Below are 16,373 nucleotides of genomic sequence, written 5' to 3'. Positions count from 1 at the left end.
TGATCACTGAACTCCGGGCTCGCCGTTTACGAGAGAGGTGGAATTATACATCTACCGATATGTGCACCGGTAGCGTGATAATCTCTGAGAGCGGGATAGGGTTAATCCACCCTTAAATTGATTGGCTCTGAGCTGCCCCGGGTCTTCCTCCCGGCCGCTCTGAAGCGTCGCACAGCGCGTCGCCGCGACAAAGGCGCGGCGATCGGCTTCGGTGCGCCGGCGCTATTGGCCGATGCCAAATCCGCCGGGCTCGACGTCGCCCGGTGCGACAGGTGGCGCGTAAGGGCTGGTGTCGACCCGGTCGTCCTCGGGACGATAACGATAGCGCGGAACGATATTGTAGTCGGGAATCCAATACGGATCGCGCATCAGCACGGGCACACGCACGGGCGCCGTGATGACGATCCTGTGCGTCGCCCTTCGAACATCAGCTCTCGATCTGGCTTCGGCGGCAGCACTCAGTGCCACCACCATCCCTAGCGCCGCCGCAACGGTCATCGTTTTCATGGTCTTGGATCTCCCCTGACCAACAGCGACGTCAACGAGCAATGGTCATGATCGTTCCAGAGCGTCAGGCCCGTTCAATCCGTCCGCGCTGGTCGCTTAGGATGGCTCACCGCAGACAAATAACGGCCGATCAGATGCCGAGCACACCTTGGTAGGCGAACAGAGCGGGGGCTCCGCCGGTATGGATGAAAATGACGTCCGTGTCGGGCTGCAATCGCCTCTCCCGAACCAGCGCGATCAGGCCGGCCAACGCCTTGCCCGAGTAGACCGGATCAAGCGTCAAGGCCTCCAGCGCTCCGGCAAGCTTGATAGCATCGATGGTGGCCGCGTGCGGCACCCCATAGGCAGGACCTGCGTGTCCGGCGACGACCTCGACGTCGTCCTCATCGAAGCGGGCGCCGATCAGATCGGCTGCGGCGCGTGCGTAGGCGATCACATCGGAACGCACGCGCTCAGGTTCGGCATCGATATCGATGCCGATGATCCGTGTCTCGGGCATCGCGACCGACGCGCCGACGACAAGGCCGGCCTGTGTTGCCGCGCTGCCGGTACAATGCACGATCGCGGCAGGCCGAATGCCGAGGGCCTGCGACTGCGCCGCGATCTCGACGATGGTCGATGCGTAGGCGATCGCGCCAAGCGGATTGGAAACGCCGTAAGGAACGAAGTAAGGCCGATGACCTTCATGCCTGAGCCGGTGTCCCAGCTCCTCGATCGCCGCGTTGCGATTTCCTGTCCAGGGCACGTCATGCAGATGCGCGCCGAACAGCCGATTGAGGAGCGCGTTTCCCGACGTCTCGTACTCGGGCGTCGGCGGGGCGACACGCCCGTGATAGACCGCCAGATGACACGCCAGGCCGAGCTTGGCTGCCGCGGCAGCGACCTGACGCTGGCTGTTGGACTGGACGACGCCGCCAGACACCAGCACGTCCGCCTTGGATGCGAGGGCTTCGTGAAGGACATAGTCGAGCTTGCGCAGCTTGTTGCCGCCAAAGCCGAGCCCGGTCGCATCCTCACGCTTCACCCATAGGCGTGGCCCACCCAGATGGTCCGTGAGCCGCCTCATGGGTTCGAGCGGCGTCGGCAGGCTGGCGAGTCCGATCCGCGGAAACGCCGCCAGCTTGGAGGCAAGCATCGTTGCGCCTTCGGTGGTCATGTTGCCCGACCTATTTCTTGGCGGCGTTCAGGACCTTCTTGCAGGCATCAGCGAGCTGCGCGTATTGCTTGTTGAGACAGGCGATGATGCGTCCGCCGCCCGGCGTGACACTCGCGCAGTATTTTTCGTAGTCCGATTTGCATGCCGTCCGCTGTTCCGCGGTCAGCGCCTGGGCAAAGGCTGCTTGTGGCAACCCAACAAGGAACGTGAACAAAATGGCGGCTGCGAGCTTGGACATGGAAGCCTCCCCGATCGTTCTTATGTCAGTCCCGCCGTCATGAATACCGCCATCTCATGAAGATCGCCACCTTCAACATCAACAATGTCAGACGTCGGCTGCCCAACCTGCTGCGCTGGTTGCGTAGTGCGAAGCCCGATGTCGTCTGCCTGCAGGAGCTCAAATGCACGCAGGACGAATTCCCTGCTGAGGCGTTCGAAAAGGCCGGCTATGGCGCGGTGTGGTGTGGACAGAAGACCTGGAATGGGGTTGCGATCCTGGCGCGCAAGGCCGAGCCGGTGCTGATCCGCACTGCCCTGCCCGGCGATCCCAAGGACACTGACGCGCGCTACATCGAGGCCGCCGTGCGCGGCATCGTCATCGGCTGTCTGTATCTGCCGAACGGCAATCCGCAGCCGGGACCGAAATTCGATTACAAGCTCGCGTGGTTCAAGCGACTGCAGAAGCACGCGGCCAAATTCATCAAAGATGATCTGCCGGTGGTGCTGGCCGGCGACTACAATATTGCGCCAACGCCGCTCGACATCTATCCGACGAAGTCATGGGACAAGGATGCGCTGATCCAGCCGAAGAGCCGCGCCGCCTTCAAGGCGCTGGTCGACCAGGGCTGGTGCGATGCGATCCGCACGCTCCATCCGGACCAGCCGATGTTCACCTTCTGGGACTATAAGCGCAACCGCTGGCCGCGCGATGCGGGCTTGCGGCTCGACCATCTGCTGTTGAGCCCGCAGCTGGCGCCGCGGCTCATCAAATGCGGCGTCGACCGCAAGGTCCGTGGCGAAGACGGCGCCAGCGATCACGCGCCGGCCTGGGTGGTGCTGAAGTGATTGTTGTCAGACTGACAGCCGCCTGGCATTGGCGGCGACATAATCGCGGTAGCGATCGACGATCGACGCGGGCGTAGCGCCGGCCATGAGGTTCGCGGTGGCCTCGAGCGCGGCGACGATCTTTTCGGTCACCATCAGTTCGGCTTCCTCGTTGGCATCCACTTCGGCACGGGCGAATTTCTCCAGCCGCAGCCGGATCACCTCGGCCGCTTCCATCGCGAGCAGCGCGCTCGCAAGCCAAGGGAAGCTGTCGGCCGGATGCGCGCCGTTGTCCTGCGCGTCGTATGAATAGTCGTCCATCGTCGTATCGCTCTCCACAAGCTTCGCGACGAATACGCTTCAAACTCTAACGATCGGCGCGATCGTTCACGGTGTTTTTTGCCGTCTCAAACACCTGGCGTTAACGATGCGGGTCGCAGCGCCCCAAATCCGCACGGAGTGGCGGCGCGCCATCCACGTTCAAACGCCTTGGCGCTCCGGCCAGACCTGCTCGAGATTGGTCGAGCGCTCAGGCCGCCCCTCGGTGAGAAACGCAGCTCCGCCGCAAACCGGTAGATGGATGACGAGGCTCGCCGCGTCCGGCACATCGGGGCGTGACGTGACATTCAACAGCAGGATCTCCTCGCGCGTCCGCCTGATCTCCTTGAACTCGTAGCTGAACGCCTCGGCGTTGCGCGGATATTCGTGCCAGATCTGTCCCTCCCGCCTGAAGCTGCTTTGCGTGCCGCCAAACGTGTCGGCGTAAGACAGGCAGGCGGGGATGTTGAACGTCTTGAGCACGACCGCACCGATAGTCGAGACCGCGGGAACGGCGCTGTTCACCGCGCCGATGGCGGCAAACACGGTCGTCACCACGCCGGCGAGGAAAGCCAGACCCGATTTCGCCACGTGCGACGGCGGCTTGTTGGACGAAGGATGTGCCTGGGCCATGACTGATTCTCCGATGCTTTGGCAATCAGCACGCCAGAGGACACTGCTGATTGGCCACCAACCGAGGTCCGTTCATGAGACGTTAATCTCGCGCAAATCGGCGCCGGCGAGTGTGATACACATCACAACCATCGGTGTTTGCAGGGCCATGTCGGTCACGAGCGCGTGTCGCTCATGCACGCCCCCCAATTGCAAGACACGTTGCGAGACTCATCGGATGGCTGCTAACGCACGGCACCTCCCGCCGCGCTCCTGGAGACGATCCCTTGGGGTTCCTGTTCGTGCTGTCAGTCGGCCTGATCGCCGGCACCTTGTCCGGCATCGTCGGCACCGGTTCCTCGATCATGCTGATGCCGGTGCTGGTGTACGAATACGGTCCCAAGGAAGCGGTGCCGATCATGGCGGTCGCCGCCGTGATGGCGAACCTGTCCCGCATCCTGGCGTGGTGGCGGGAGGTGGACTGGCGGGCCTGCGCCGCCTATTCGGTCACGGGCATTCCGGCCGCCGCGCTCGGCGCACGCACGCTGCTGGTGCTGCCCGCGCACACCGTGGATATCGCGATCGGCACCTTCCTGATCGTGATGGTGCCGGCGCGCCATTGGCTGGCGCGGCACCAGCTGAAGGCCAATCTCTGGCATCTGGCGATCGGCGGCGCCGTGATCGGCTTTCTCACCGGCATCGTGGTCTCGACCGGCCCGCTCAGCGTGCCCCTGTTTCTGTTCTATGGCCTCGCCAAGGGCGCATTCCTGGCGACAGAGGCCGCCAGCTCGCTCGGCCTCTATGTCAGCAAATCCGTCACCTTTCAGCGCTTCGGCGCGTTGACGCCGGATATCCTGGTGAAAGGCCTGATCGCCGGTGGCTCGCTGATGTCGGGCGCCTTCATCGCCAAGCGCTTCGTGCTCAAGCTGGAGCCCAACGTGTTTCGCCTCGTGATGGATGGCATCATGATCGCGGCCGGCCTATCTATGTTATGGAATGCCACGCAATCCCCTTGAGAACTGATTCCCTCCCCTCATGGCCAAGAACGCGCTTTCCTTCGTCTGCCAAAATTGCGGCGCGGCCTATTCGCGCTGGCAGGGCAAATGCGAGGCCTGCGGCGAGTGGAACACGCTGGCCGAAGAGGACACCACCGGCGCGACTTCGGCGCCGGTGTCGCTGCGCTCCAAGCGCAAGGGCCGGCAATTCCAGCTCGAGAGCCTGACCGGCAAGAGCCTCGATGCCCCCCGCCTGTCCTCCGGGATGACCGAACTCGACCGCGTCACCGGCGGCGGCTTCGTGCGCGGCTCGGTGCTCTTGGTCGGCGGCGATCCCGGCATCGGCAAGTCGACGCTGCTCACACAGGCGACCTCGATGCTCGCCCGCGCCGGCCACCGCGCAGTTTACATCTCCGGCGAAGAGGCGGTCGCGCAGGTGCGCCTGCGCGCCGAGCGGCTCGGTCTTGCGGACGCGCCGGTGCAGCTGGCGTCCGAGACCTCGGTCGAGGACATCATCTCCACGCTCTCCGAAGGCACGGTGCCGCGGTTGATCGTGATTGATTCGATCCAAACCATGTGGACGGATACGGTCGAATCCGCGCCCGGCACGGTGACCCAGGTTCGGGCCTCGGCTCAGGCGCTCATTCGGTTCGCCAAGAAATCCGGAGCGGCCATCATCCTGGTCGGCCATGTCACCAAGGACGGCCAGATCGCCGGTCCGCGCGTGGTCGAGCACATGGTTGACGCGGTGCTGTCGTTCGAGGGCGAAGGCTCGCAGCAGTTCCGGATCCTGCGCGCAGTGAAGAACCGCTTCGGCCCGACCGACGAGATTGGCGTGTTCGAAATGACCGGTCTGGGCCTGCGCGAGGTCACCAATCCCTCTGAACTGTTCCTGTCCGAACGCGATCTCGGCAGCCCCGGCACGGCGGTGTTTGCCGGCATCGAAGGCACGCGGCCCGTCCTGGTCGAGATGCAAGCGCTGGTTGCGCCGACCTCGCTCGGCACGCCGCGCCGGGCCGTGGTCGGCTGGGATCCGAGCCGGCTGTCGATGGTGCTGGCGGTGCTGGAGGCCCATTGCGGAGTCAAGCTCTCCGGCCATGACGTCTATCTCAATGTCGCCGGCGGCCTGCGTATCCATGAGCCAGCGGCCGACCTGGCCGCCGCGGCCGCTCTGGTCTCCTCGCTGGCCAATGCGCCTTTGCCGCCGGATGCAGTCTATTTCGGCGAAATCTCCCTGTCCGGCGCGGTACGCCCGGTGGCCCAGACCTCAGCGCGGCTGAAGGAGGCCGCCAAGCTCGGCTTCGGCTGGGTGGTGCTGCCGGAACAGGCGCGTGGCGAGACCAGTGGTGAGGCCGGCCTTAGTCTCAACACGGTCGGCGGCTTGACCTCCCTGGTCGCCGAAATCGCCGCGCGCGGCACGCCAAGGGCGCGGCAGGAGAGCGCGAGGCAGGAGAATGATCGCAATGGTGCGGAAAAAAATGCCACACCGGCGAGATTCCGCCGCCAGGACGGCTAGGCGGATCGTGACGTTCCCGTGACTCGCCGCTATACAACCCCGCATCGGGGCTACCCACAGGCTCGTGTGATCTTGCGGTCTTGCCGGGAACCCACGGCGCTCGAATGAGAGAGCGACCGTGCCGCCGATTCGAGACGACATTGACCAGTGAAGCGGACCTGACCAGCCGATGCCGATAACGATCCTCGATCTCATCCTGCTCGGCGTCATGCTGATTTCGGGACTGCTTGCGATGGTCCGCGGCTTCATGCGCGAGGTGCTGTCGATCGCGGCCTGGGGCGCGGCGGCTCTGGTAACGCTTTATTCATTCTCAAAGCTGTTACCGACCGCGAAGACCTATTTTAACAACGATACCGTCGCCAGCGTGGTCGTGGTGGCCGGCACCTTCGTCGGTACCCTGATCGTGGTCTCCGTGATCACGGTGCGCATCTCCGACATGATCTTGGACTCGCGAATCGGGGCGCTCGACCGCACACTGGGCTTCCTGTTCGGACTGGCCCGCGGCCTGCTGATCGTGGTGGTGGCGTTCGTGTTCTTCAGCTGGCTGGTGCCGGAAAAGCAGCGCCCGGACTGGGTGACGGGGGCGAAATCCCGCGTCGTGCTGCAGGGAACCGGGGATTGGCTGATGTCGCTCTTGCCTGACGATCCTGAGAACACCATCTTAAAGAAATTCAAGAAGAACAAACCGGACGACGAACAGACTGACACCGAGCCGCCTGCTGCCGGCGGCGATGGGTACTCAAAGCCTGCCCGTGACAGCCTGAAAAAGCTGATCGACAAGCCTGCAGCCAAGTAAGGCGGCAAGTGAGCGAGACCCAGAAGAGAGGCGCGATGGACGAGCATCAAGACCCTGCCGGCAAAGCCGACCCAAAGGCCAACCAATGGGATCTGGACTTCGGCGGATCGGCTGACCTGCGAGACCCGGATCTTGATGGAGACACGCTGCGCGAGGAGTGCGGCGTGTTCGGCGTTTATGGGCATAGCGATGCCGCCGCGATCACCGCGCTCGGCCTGCACGCGCTCCAGCATCGTGGCCAGGAAGCTGCCGGCATCGTCTCTTACGACGGCTCGCGCTTCCACAGCGAACGCAGGCTGGGCCTGGTCGGCGACACCTTCTCCCGCCGCGAGGTGATCGAGCGCCTGCCCGGCAATGCTGCCGTCGGGCACGTGCGCTACGCCACCACAGGTGCCACCATCCTGCGCAACGTGCAGCCGCTGTTCGCCGAGCTGAATGCCGGCGGCTTTGCGGTCGGTCATAACGGCAATCTCACCAACGGGCTGACGCTGCGCCGGGAGCTGGTGCGCGCCGGCGCCATCATGCAGTCGACCACCGACACCGAGGTGATCCTGCATCTGGTCGCGCATTCCCGCCGCACCCATTTCATCGATCGCTTCATCGAGGCGCTGCGCGCCATCGAAGGCGCCTACTCGCTGGTCTGCCTGACCAACAAGAAGCTGATCGGCGCGCGCGATCCGCTCGGCATCCGTCCGCTGGTGCTGGGCGAGCTCGACGGCTGTCCGATCCTGGCGTCGGAGACCTGCGCGCTCGACATGATCGGCGCGCGCTACATCCGCGACGTCGAGCCCGGCGAGATCGTGATCTTCGACGAACAGGGCGCACACAGTCACAAGCCGTTCCCGCCAAAGCCGGCGCGCCCCTGCATCTTCGAATACATCTATTTCGCGCGGCCCGATTCCATCGTCGGCGGCCGCTCGGTCTATGAGGTGCGCAAGGCGTTCGGCGCCCAGCTCGCCCGCGAAAGCCATGCCGAGGTCGACGTGGTGGTGCCGGTGCCGGATTCCGGCGTGCCGGCCGCACTCGGCTACAGCCAGCATTCCGGCGTGCCGTTCGAGCTCGGCATCATCCGCAACCACTATGTCGGCCGCACCTTCATCCAGCCGACCCAGAGCATCCGCGAATCCGGCGTGCGCATGAAGCATTCGGCCAACCGCGCCGCGATCGAAGGCAAGCGCATCATTCTGATCGACGACTCGCTGGTGCGCGGAACCACCTCGAGGAAGATCGTGCGCATGATGCGCGACGCCGGCGCCACCGAGGTGCATTTCCGCCTGGCGTCGCCCCCGATCCTCTATCCCGACTATTATGGCATCGACCTGCCCGATCGCGGCGGGCTGCTGGCCGCCACGCATTCGCTCGAGGAGATGCGCGACCTGATCGGTGCGGACTCGCTCGCCTTCCTGTCGATCGACGGTATGTACCGCGCCATGGGCGAGCCTGCGCGCGATCCTGCGACTCCGAAATTCTCCGACCACTGCTTCACCGGCAACTATCCGACCAACCTCACCGATCAGGCCCTGGTCGAGCCGCAGCCGCGGCAGCTGTCGCTGTTGGCCGAGGCGAGCTGACACTGGTTGTCGCCCCGGCGAAAGCCGGGGCCCATAACCACAGGCCGTCGTGATTTGTGCGACGCTGGCTATGGAGACCGATTTCCATCATAACGGCCTCGGCGTATGGGTCCCTGCTTTCGCAGGGACGACGTCGAGAGATTTTGACCATGTCCCCTCCCCTCGCCTCCCGTATTGCCCTCGTCACCGGCGCCTCGCGCGGCATCGGCTTTGCCACCGCACGCGCGCTTGCGCGTGCCGGCGCGCATGTCGTTGCAGTTTCGCGCACCCAAGGCGGACTCGAGGAGCTCGATGACGAGATCCGCAAGGAGACCGGCAGCGGCGCGACGCTGGTGCCGCTCAGCATGACCGACACCGACGGCATTGCGCGGCTGGGCGCGGCACTGCATGAGCGGCACGGCAAGCTCGATATTCTCGTCGGCAATGCCGGCGTGCCCGGGCCGTCGTCGCCGCTCGGCCATATCGACCTGAAGCCCTGGAACGACGCGATCGCGGTCAACGTCACCGCCAACTTCCAGCTGATCCGCTGCATGGAGCCGCTGCTCAAAGCCTGCGACGCCGGGCGCGCGGTGTTCATCACCTCGGGTGCCGCCCACAAGGCACCGGCCTATCTCGGCCCCTATGCCGCGTCCAAGGCGGCACTGGATGCGCTCGTGCGCGTGTGGGCGCATGAGACCGCGAGCACGCCCTTGCGCGTCAACCTGTTCAGCCCGGGCCCGATCCGCACCCGCATGCGCGCCACCGTATTTCCCGGCGAAGACCCGATGACGCTGGATACGCCCGAGCAGGTTGCCGAATTCATCGTGCCGATGTGCTCACCCGCGTGGACCGAAACCGGCAAGCTGTACGAGTACGCGACGCGGAGCCTGAAGAGCTTCCAGCCGCCGGCGTAACCAATTCTTGCGTCATTGCGAGCGAAGCGAAGCAAGCGTGCGCGATGCATGCGTCACTTCGTGTCCTGCTTCGCGGGACGAGGCGTCTGATGATCACGCGCCTTTGTCAGCGCTTCCCGCAGTTTGGTCTGGTCTTCGGTACTCATCAGCGGTTCGGACCGCTCGGCCGGCGGATCGTTCACCGGAAGATAGTTGTAGGTATTGCGGAAGCCAGTCTCGCCGGTCTGCGTCCCTGCCGACGTTGCGCAGCCGCCGAGCAGCAGCACCGTGACCAGGAGCGGCGCGGCGAAAAGCCTTTTCCTGCCCCGCTCCGTCATCGCGAGACGTCTCCGAGCATCGCGACGGGAAGCTTCTGCGTCTCGGGGTCGCGCCGGGCGGGCTGAAGCCCCGGCAGGCTCCTCACCCAGGGATAACCGTGACGGCCCATCTCGTAGCCGCGATCGAACAACGCGCTCATATAGGTCCGGTCGAACGGACCGTCGGGTTGGACCTGAAAATCCTTGGGGATGCTGGCGAGGTTGAAATCGATGCCGTTGAACTTCGAAATCGAGTAGATGCGGTACAGATCGCCCAGCCCCTGGTTCTTGATCAGCGTCGACAGCGAGCGTTGCGTGACCGAAAGCACGTCGGCCCCGACCCGCTCGCGTTGCGGATCGATGCGACCATTCCGGATCACGAACAGCCGTGCACCATTCGCGGTGCGGTGCGGTCCCTGTCCGGACACCAGGCGCAAGATCGACGGACCGATGAAGACCTGGCGCGTCACGCCGCCATCGACGTGGAGTTCGTCGTACTCCTTGTCGCCGACATGCACCTTGATCCGAACCGGCGCGAAGGCGCCGGGAACGGTTGCGGAGGCCAGCAGCACTTGGCGAAACAGGCTGAGGGCCTCCAGGCTGTCCACGGACGCGATGCGTCCCATGTCCCAAAGCACCGGCCGTTGAGCATCGAGGTCGGTCGTGCCGATCAGCAGGACCCGGCCCTTGCTGCTCTCGCGGGCGATCTCGTGCAGGAACTCGCGATCGACATACTTCTCGATCAGTTTCGACAGCGGCGAATTGTCGGCCAGCGCTGCGCCTTGCAGCAGGCCGGACACATTGACGGTGAAGATGTCCTTGCGGCCATAGGCCGTGAAGACCTCGCGCAGGCCAGCGTCGCGCTCGCGGCCGACGAAGATGAATGGCGCGATCAACGCGCCCGAGCTCACCCCGGTCACCATGTCGAAAGACGGACGCTGGCCGCCATCTCCCCATCCGACCAGAAGGCCGGCACCGAACGCGCCGTCCTCGGCGCCTCCGGAGATGGCGAGGAAGTTGAGCTGCCGCGACGCCACGGCGCTCACTGAGGCGCGTTGCACCAGCGTGTCGGCAAATCCCGGCGTGGCCTCGTCGCCCCAGTACCTGACATTCTGGAAGCCGACGGGATCGGCATGGCCGGCGACCATCTCCGGCGGCACCACGCGCGTCGCGAACGCGGCGCAGCCCGCGACCTGGATCGACGCGAGCACGGCGATCACCGCACGCAGATTGGTCATGCCGCACCCATTGATAGACAGATCGCTCTAGTTATTACTTGCACACCAAGGGGAACCTGTCCATCAAAAATAGATTGATCTCTCTAATTATCAATTTCAGCTGAACTTTCTTTGTGTTAGAGGAGATTTTGGGCGAGGGAGCGGCGGCAATGAGGAAGATTGATCCCGTCAAGCACGAACAGAAACGTCAGGAAATAATTCGTGCCGCATTGTGCTGTTTCGTGAGGCACGGCTTTCACGGCGCCAGCACGACGGACATCTGCGTCGCGGCGAAGATCAGCCCGGGACACCTCTATCACTACTTTCCGAGCAAGGACGCGATCATCGAAGCGCTGGTGCAGGAGAACCTCGCCCATGCAGCGTCGCGGTTCGAAGCGATCCTCGCCTCGCCCAACGTGATCGACGCCCTGCTGATCGAGATCGAGAACGCCAGCATCCATCGGCCCGAAGCCCAGGTGTTGAGCACCGAGGCTCTGGCCGAGGCCTGTCGCAATCCGGCCTTCGCCCACATCGTCCACGAGCATGCACGCGCGATGCGGGCGCTCCTCGTTGACTTCCTCACCAAGGCGCAGCGGCGGGGCGACGTCGATTCCGGCCTTGATCCCGGCGCCACCGCAAACATTCTGTTTGTCATCATCGACGGCGCCCGCGCCCTGCCGATCCGCAATCCCACCGTCGACATCAAGCAGACCACGGAGCATCTGCGGACCATGCTGGCGCGCTTCCTGAAGCCGTCGGTGTCACGGACCCCTCCCGCCGCAGGCGCCAAGCGCCGGGCATGCGGTCCCTTGAGTCTCTTGAAAAAGAGGTGATGAAGAACACGTGAGCCGGCTCGGCGATCGAAACCGGCGAGTGGGCGGAACGCTCGTCTCAAACGAGCGCGCGCCGATTGACACCACTCCGAGCCCGCGATTGATTACATCAGCTAGCGGCTGACCGCAGCACACCAGGGAGGATGCCATGACGCGCACGCGCCGGCCCGCGATCGTTTTCGCCCGGACCCTTTCGCTGATCATCGCCGCCGCCAGCCTCCTGCTGTCCTGCCTCGCCGCCGCGGCCGGCGAGATCCCGACCTTCGCCGTCGATCCATCCTGGCCGAAGCAGCTTCCGAACAACTGGATCATCGGCCAGGTCGGCGGCATCACCGTCGACTGGCAGGGGCACATCTGGATGATCCACCGTCCGCGTTCGCTGACCGATGACGAGAAAGGCGCGACCCTCAATCCGCCGCGCTCGAAATGCTGCATCCCTGCGCCGCCCGTGCTCGAATTCGACGTCGACGGCAATCTGTTGCGCGCCTGGGGCGGACCAGGCGACGGCTATGAATGGGTCGGCCGCGAGCACGGCATCGAGGTCGACGAGCGCGGCTTCGTCTGGATCGGCGGCAATGCCGACAATGACAACGCGATCCTGAAATTCACGCTCGACGGAAAGTATGTCGGGCAGATCGGCACCATCGCCCCGAGCAAGGGCTCCAACGACACCACGCAGCTCGGCAAGCCCGCCGAGACCGCAATCGACAAGGCGGCCGACGAGATCTACGTCGCCGACGGCTACGGCAATCATCGCGTCATCGTGTTCGATGCAACGACGCTGGCCTACAAGCGGCACTGGGGCGCTTATGGCCATGTGCCCGATGACGCCAAGCAGCCGCCCTATGATCCCAAGGCGCCGGTCGCGCAGCAGTTCGGCAATCCCGTACATTGCGTGAAGATCGCCGATGACGGGTTGGTCTATGTCTGCGACCGCATCAACGATCGCATCCAGGTGTTCAAGAAGGACGGCAGCTTCGTCAAGGAATGGTTCTTCGAGAAGAGCACGCTCGGCAACGGCGCGGTGTGGGATCTCGCGATCTGGCCCGATCCGAAGCAGAGCTATCTGCTCTCGGCCGACGGCGAGAACAACGAGATCCGCATCATCGATCGCGAGAACGGCAATGTGGTCGGCAGCTTCGGCCACAACGGCCGCAATGCCGGCCAGTTTCACTGGGTGCACGCGATGGCCGTCGACAAGCTCGGTAACGTCTATACCGCCGAAGTCGACACCGGTAAGCGCATCCAGAAATTCAGGCTGACCTCGGACGCGCTGCGTTAACTACGTCACGCCAGAGGACTGGAGCCCGCGCCTTTTGGCGCATTGCCGCCGCGACGAAGAGAAGATATCCAACTGGAACCGGCCAAAGCCTCGCTCAAGAGGGCCGCGCTGGACACATCACCAGGGAGGATATCATGACGACGACCCATGCGCGGCGGCTTGCGATGCTGCTCGCCGCCACCACGCTCAGCCTTGCCGGCCAAGCTTTCGCCGACGACAAGATCGTCAAGATCGGCGTGCTCAACGACATGTCGAGCCTCTATGCCGATATCGGCGGTCCCAATTCGGTGGCCGCGATCAACATGGCAGTCGAGGATTCCGGGCTCAAGGCCAAGGGCTGGAGCATCGAGGTCCTCAGCGGCGACCACCAGAACAAGCCCGATGTCGGCGTCAACATCGCCCGGCAATGGATCGACAATCAGAAGGTCGACGTGATCGCGGATACGCCGAACTCCGGCGTCGCGCTCGCCGTCTCCAATCTCGTCAAAGAGAAGAACGCGGTGCTGCTCAACTCGGGCGCCGCGACCGCCGACCTCACCGGCAAGGCCTGCAACGCCAATACGATCTCCTACACCTACGACACCTATATGCTCGCCAACGGCACCGGCAAGGCGCTGACCAAGGCCGGCGGCGACACCTGGTTCTTCCTGACCGCGGACTACGCGTTCGGCGCGGCGCTGGAGCGCGACACCACGGCCATCGTCACGGCCAATGGCGGCAAGGTACTCGGCAGCGTCAAGCATCCGATCAATTCCTCCGACTTCTCGTCCTTCCTGCTGCAGGCGCAATCGTCGAAGGCCAAGGTCGTCGGACTGGCCAATGCCGGCGGCGACACCACCAACGCAATCAAGCAGGCTTCCGAATTCGGCATCGTCGCCGGCGGCCAGAAGCTCGCGGCCCTGCTGCTATTTGTCACCGACGTGCATGCGCTGGGGCTGAAGGTCGCGCAGGGCCTTACTTTCACCGAGTCGTTCTATTGGGACCTCAATGATCAGACGCGCGCCTGGTCCAAGCGCTTCATGGAGGCCTCGCCCAAGCACACGATGCCGTCGATGACGGTCGCCGGCAACTACGCCGCCGTGCTGCATTACCTGAAGGCGCTCGAGGCACTCGGGGGCAATCCGCATGACGGTGCCAAGGTCGTCGCCAAGATGAAGGAGCTTCCGACCGACGATCCCTTGTTCGGCAAGGGCCCGCTGCGCGCCGACGGCCGCCGCCTGATCCCAGCCTATCTGTTCGAGGTCAAGAAGCCCGAGGAATCGAAATATCCGTGGGATTATTACAAGCTGGTCGCGACGATTGCGCCCGAGGATGCCGCCAAGCCCCTGGAGGCGAGCGACTGCCCGCTTGTGAAGAAATGAAGGCGCAACATTTCTATATGTTTCGTCTGCATCAAGTGAGAAACTCTTGAAGCTGCGACAACACGTTTGCGAGGTTCGCATAGCTAGCGAACCTCGCCGTTCCTTTTTCCCCGGAGTCACGCATCCGCCGCGCCATCGATGAGCGCAGCACGACGGAAGCGCGGGCGATCAAGAGATAGTTACTGACTGATCCGCGACACGCGCGAGCCCTCACGAGAACGACACACCGCTGTCACTGACCGCGACTAAACGCCGCAACGCGACAGCATACGTTTTTTCGGGGCAATTCGAATGAAAATCAGGCTTCTTTCCACGGTTGCAGCCTCCGCGATCGCCGTGACGATGGCGTATATGACTCCGGTCTCCGCGGATCAGGACGACCAAGATCGTCAGCAGGCGCAGCACGGCGACACGGCTACACCGATCAAGCATCTCGTGATCATCTTCAACGAAAATCGCTCGTTCGACCACTACTTTGCGACCTATCCGAACGCCGGCAATCCGGCAGGAGAAATTCCCTTCAAGGCGAAGCCGCATACGCCTGAGGTCAATAACCTCGCCAGCGCCAATCTCCTGGTGAATAACCCGAACGCGACCAACACCGCCAACGGCACCGGCGCGACGGACCCGTTCCGTCTCGACCGTACCCAGGCCAATACCCGCTCGCAGAACCACGCCTACACGGCTGAGCAGCAGGCCTATGACAACGGCAAGGCCGACCTGTTCCCAAAATTCACCGGTCGCGGCACGGCCGGCGGAGTCGGCGCGTTCGGCACCAACGGCCAGGTGATGGGCTATTTCGACGGCAACACCGTCACGGCGTTCTGGAACTACGCGCAGAACTTCGCGATGAACGACAACGCCTATACCGACACCTATGGGCCGTCGACGCCCGGCGCGGTCAACGTGGTCTCCGGTCAGACCAACGGCGCACAGAACATCGTCGGCTCATCGTCCTCGATCGCCGACGGCCAAGGCGGCCTGACGCTGATCGGCGACACCGATCCGGCCTATGATTCGTGCTCGAGCACGACGAGCACCGTCTTGATGACCGGAAAGAACATCGGCGACGTGCTCAACGACGCGAAGATCACCTGGGGCAGCTTCATGGGCGGCTTCGACCTCACCCGGACCAACACCAACGGCACGAACGGTTGCGCGCGCAGCACTTATTCGAGCAACGTGGCCAGCACCGTCACCGACTACGTGCCCCACCACGCCTGGTTCCAGTACTACAAGTCGACGGCCAATCCGACCCATGCGCGGCCGAGCTCGATGGCGGCGATTGGGCACAGCTATAAGGCGGACGGCAAAACCGTCGATCCGGCCAACCACGCCTACGACCTCGACGACTTCTATGCAGCGGTCTCGGCCGGCAACTTTCCCGCCGTGTCCTACATCAAGATGCCGGCCTATCAGGACGGTCATCCCGGCAACTCCGATCCGCTGGACGAGCAGACCGGCAACGTCGATCTGATCAACTTCCTGCAGCAGCGTCCGGACTGGAAGGACACCGCCGTCATCGTGACCTATGACGACTCCGACGGCTGGTACGACCACGCTTATGCAGCGCCGACCAATGCCTCCTACGACTCCAGCGCCGACCAGGTCAACGGGCCCGGCCTGTGCGGCACCGGTCCGGCCACCCAGCCCCAGCCCAAGGGCCTCAACGGCAAGCCCGTGAACGGCCGCTGCGGTCCGGGCACCCGCGTTCCGTTCATCGTGATTTCGCCCTACGCAAAGCAGAACCACGTCAGCCACGCCCGCATCTCGCAGGCGTCCGTGGTGCGCTTCATCGAGGACAACTGGTTGCACGGCCAGCGCCTCGGTGACGGCTCGTTTGACGCCAGCGCCGGATCGATCATGGACCTGTTCGACTTCGACCGGGATCACGACGACGCTGCGAACAAGCTCTTCCTCGATCCGACCGCGGGCACCGTCATCGTGAGCGCCCCCGAAGGTCACCATCACTAAGC

The 16,373-nt window shown here is 63.9% G+C and carries 17 protein-coding genes; 10 read left to right on the top strand and 7 right to left on the bottom strand.

Features of this window, described 5'->3' with window-relative positions; genetic code table 11:
• Positions 1-222: 222 nt before the first annotated feature.
• The 3 genes from ACQR1W_RS00270 to ACQR1W_RS00260 all read right to left on the bottom strand — a co-directional run bounded on the left by ACQR1W_RS00270 (position 223) and on the right by ACQR1W_RS00260 (position 1,901).
• Positions 223-507 carry a hypothetical protein gene (locus tag ACQR1W_RS00270; RefSeq protein WP_434848960.1) on the bottom strand — a complete coding sequence of 95 codons (285 nt, stop codon included), beginning with the start codon at positions 505-507 and terminating at the stop codon, positions 223-225.
• 130 nt (positions 508-637) lie between these two features.
• Positions 638-1,663, bottom strand: coding sequence for a D-cysteine desulfhydrase family protein (locus ACQR1W_RS00265; protein ID WP_434848959.1), 1,026 nt, complete (start codon positions 1,661-1,663; stop codon positions 638-640).
• Between the two features lie 10 nt (positions 1,664-1,673).
• Positions 1,674-1,901 (bottom strand): cysteine rich repeat-containing protein, encoded by a 228-nt coding sequence (locus ACQR1W_RS00260; RefSeq protein WP_434848958.1) that lies wholly within the window; start codon positions 1,899-1,901, stop codon positions 1,674-1,676.
• Positions 1,902-1,957: 56 nt separating this feature from the next.
• Here ACQR1W_RS00260 and xth point away from each other — a divergent pair, with 56 nt between their 5' ends.
• Positions 1,958-2,728 carry an exodeoxyribonuclease III gene (gene xth, locus ACQR1W_RS00255; protein ID WP_434848957.1) on the top strand — a complete coding sequence of 257 codons (771 nt, stop codon included), beginning with the start codon at positions 1,958-1,960 and terminating at the stop codon, positions 2,726-2,728.
• Between the two features lie 6 nt (positions 2,729-2,734).
• Here xth and ACQR1W_RS00250 read toward each other — a convergent pair whose 3' ends face one another.
• Both ACQR1W_RS00250 and ACQR1W_RS00245 read right to left on the bottom strand, forming a co-directional pair.
• The gene (locus tag ACQR1W_RS00250) at positions 2,735-3,028 is read right to left on the bottom strand and encodes a hypothetical protein (protein WP_434848956.1); all 294 of its coding nucleotides are present in this window, start codon (positions 3,026-3,028) and stop codon (positions 2,735-2,737) included.
• A 159-nt stretch (positions 3,029-3,187) separates the two neighbouring features.
• Entirely contained in the window at positions 3,188-3,658 is a 471-nt protein-coding gene (locus ACQR1W_RS00245; RefSeq protein WP_434848955.1) for a hypothetical protein, read from the bottom strand.
• A 266-nt stretch (positions 3,659-3,924) separates the two neighbouring features.
• Here ACQR1W_RS00245 and ACQR1W_RS00240 point away from each other — a divergent pair, with 266 nt between their 5' ends.
• The 5 genes from ACQR1W_RS00240 (at position 3,925) to ACQR1W_RS00220 (ending at position 9,408) form a co-directional block, all read left to right on the top strand.
• The gene (locus ACQR1W_RS00240) at positions 3,925-4,653 is read left to right on the top strand and encodes a sulfite exporter TauE/SafE family protein (protein WP_434848954.1); all 729 of its coding nucleotides are present in this window, start codon (positions 3,925-3,927) and stop codon (positions 4,651-4,653) included.
• 19 nt (positions 4,654-4,672) lie between these two features.
• Positions 4,673-6,148, top strand: a complete 1,476-nt coding sequence (radA, locus tag ACQR1W_RS00235) for a DNA repair protein RadA (protein WP_434848953.1) — start codon at positions 4,673-4,675, stop codon at positions 6,146-6,148.
• Between the two features lie 169 nt (positions 6,149-6,317).
• On the top strand, positions 6,318-6,944 hold the full coding sequence (locus ACQR1W_RS00230; RefSeq protein WP_434848952.1) for a CvpA family protein: 627 nt from the start codon (positions 6,318-6,320) through the stop codon (positions 6,942-6,944).
• Between the two features lie 35 nt (positions 6,945-6,979).
• A complete protein-coding gene (gene purF, locus ACQR1W_RS00225; RefSeq protein ID WP_434848951.1) occupies positions 6,980-8,515 on the top strand; it encodes an amidophosphoribosyltransferase in 1,536 nt (511 codons plus the stop codon).
• Between the two features lie 149 nt (positions 8,516-8,664).
• Positions 8,665-9,408: an SDR family NAD(P)-dependent oxidoreductase gene (locus tag ACQR1W_RS00220; protein WP_434848950.1), complete on the top strand. Its 744-nt coding sequence runs from the start codon at positions 8,665-8,667 to the stop codon at positions 9,406-9,408.
• Positions 9,409-9,461: 53 nt separating this feature from the next.
• Here the strand turns inward: ACQR1W_RS00220 and ACQR1W_RS00215 are convergent, their stop codons facing one another.
• Together ACQR1W_RS00215 and ACQR1W_RS00210 are read right to left on the bottom strand one after the other, a co-directional pair.
• The gene (locus tag ACQR1W_RS00215; protein WP_434848949.1) at positions 9,462-9,725 is read right to left on the bottom strand and encodes a hypothetical protein; all 264 of its coding nucleotides are present in this window, start codon (positions 9,723-9,725) and stop codon (positions 9,462-9,464) included.
• A complete protein-coding gene (locus ACQR1W_RS00210; protein ID WP_434848948.1) occupies positions 9,722-10,942 on the bottom strand; it encodes a patatin-like phospholipase family protein in 1,221 nt (406 codons plus the stop codon). The genes ACQR1W_RS00215 and ACQR1W_RS00210 overlap by 4 nt, the downstream gene beginning before the upstream one ends.
• 149 nt (positions 10,943-11,091) lie before the next feature.
• On the opposite strand from ACQR1W_RS00210, the gene ACQR1W_RS00205 reads away from it, so the two are divergent.
• The 4 genes from ACQR1W_RS00205 to ACQR1W_RS00190 all read left to right on the top strand — a co-directional run bounded on the left by ACQR1W_RS00205 (position 11,092) and on the right by ACQR1W_RS00190 (position 16,371).
• Positions 11,092-11,754: a TetR/AcrR family transcriptional regulator gene (locus ACQR1W_RS00205; RefSeq protein ID WP_434848947.1), complete on the top strand. Its 663-nt coding sequence runs from the start codon at positions 11,092-11,094 to the stop codon at positions 11,752-11,754.
• A 148-nt stretch (positions 11,755-11,902) separates the two neighbouring features.
• Complete coding sequence (locus ACQR1W_RS00200; RefSeq protein ID WP_434848946.1) at positions 11,903-13,036, top strand: hypothetical protein; 1,134 nt, start codon at positions 11,903-11,905, stop codon at positions 13,034-13,036.
• 134 nt (positions 13,037-13,170) lie between these two features.
• On the top strand, positions 13,171-14,397 hold the full coding sequence (locus tag ACQR1W_RS00195; protein ID WP_434848945.1) for an ABC transporter substrate-binding protein: 1,227 nt from the start codon (positions 13,171-13,173) through the stop codon (positions 14,395-14,397).
• Positions 14,398-14,688: 291 nt separating this feature from the next.
• Entirely contained in the window at positions 14,689-16,371 is a 1,683-nt protein-coding gene (locus ACQR1W_RS00190) for a phospholipase C (RefSeq protein WP_434848944.1), read from the top strand.
• The last annotated feature ends 2 nt before the right edge of the window (positions 16,372-16,373 follow it).

It is taken from the genome of Bradyrhizobium sp. HKCCYLS1011, assembly GCF_051167795.1.
GTDB lineage: Bacteria > Pseudomonadota > Alphaproteobacteria > Rhizobiales > Xanthobacteraceae > Bradyrhizobium.
The sequence above is the reverse complement of the archived record's forward strand: the minus strand, read 5'-3'. Positions and strand labels throughout refer to the sequence as shown.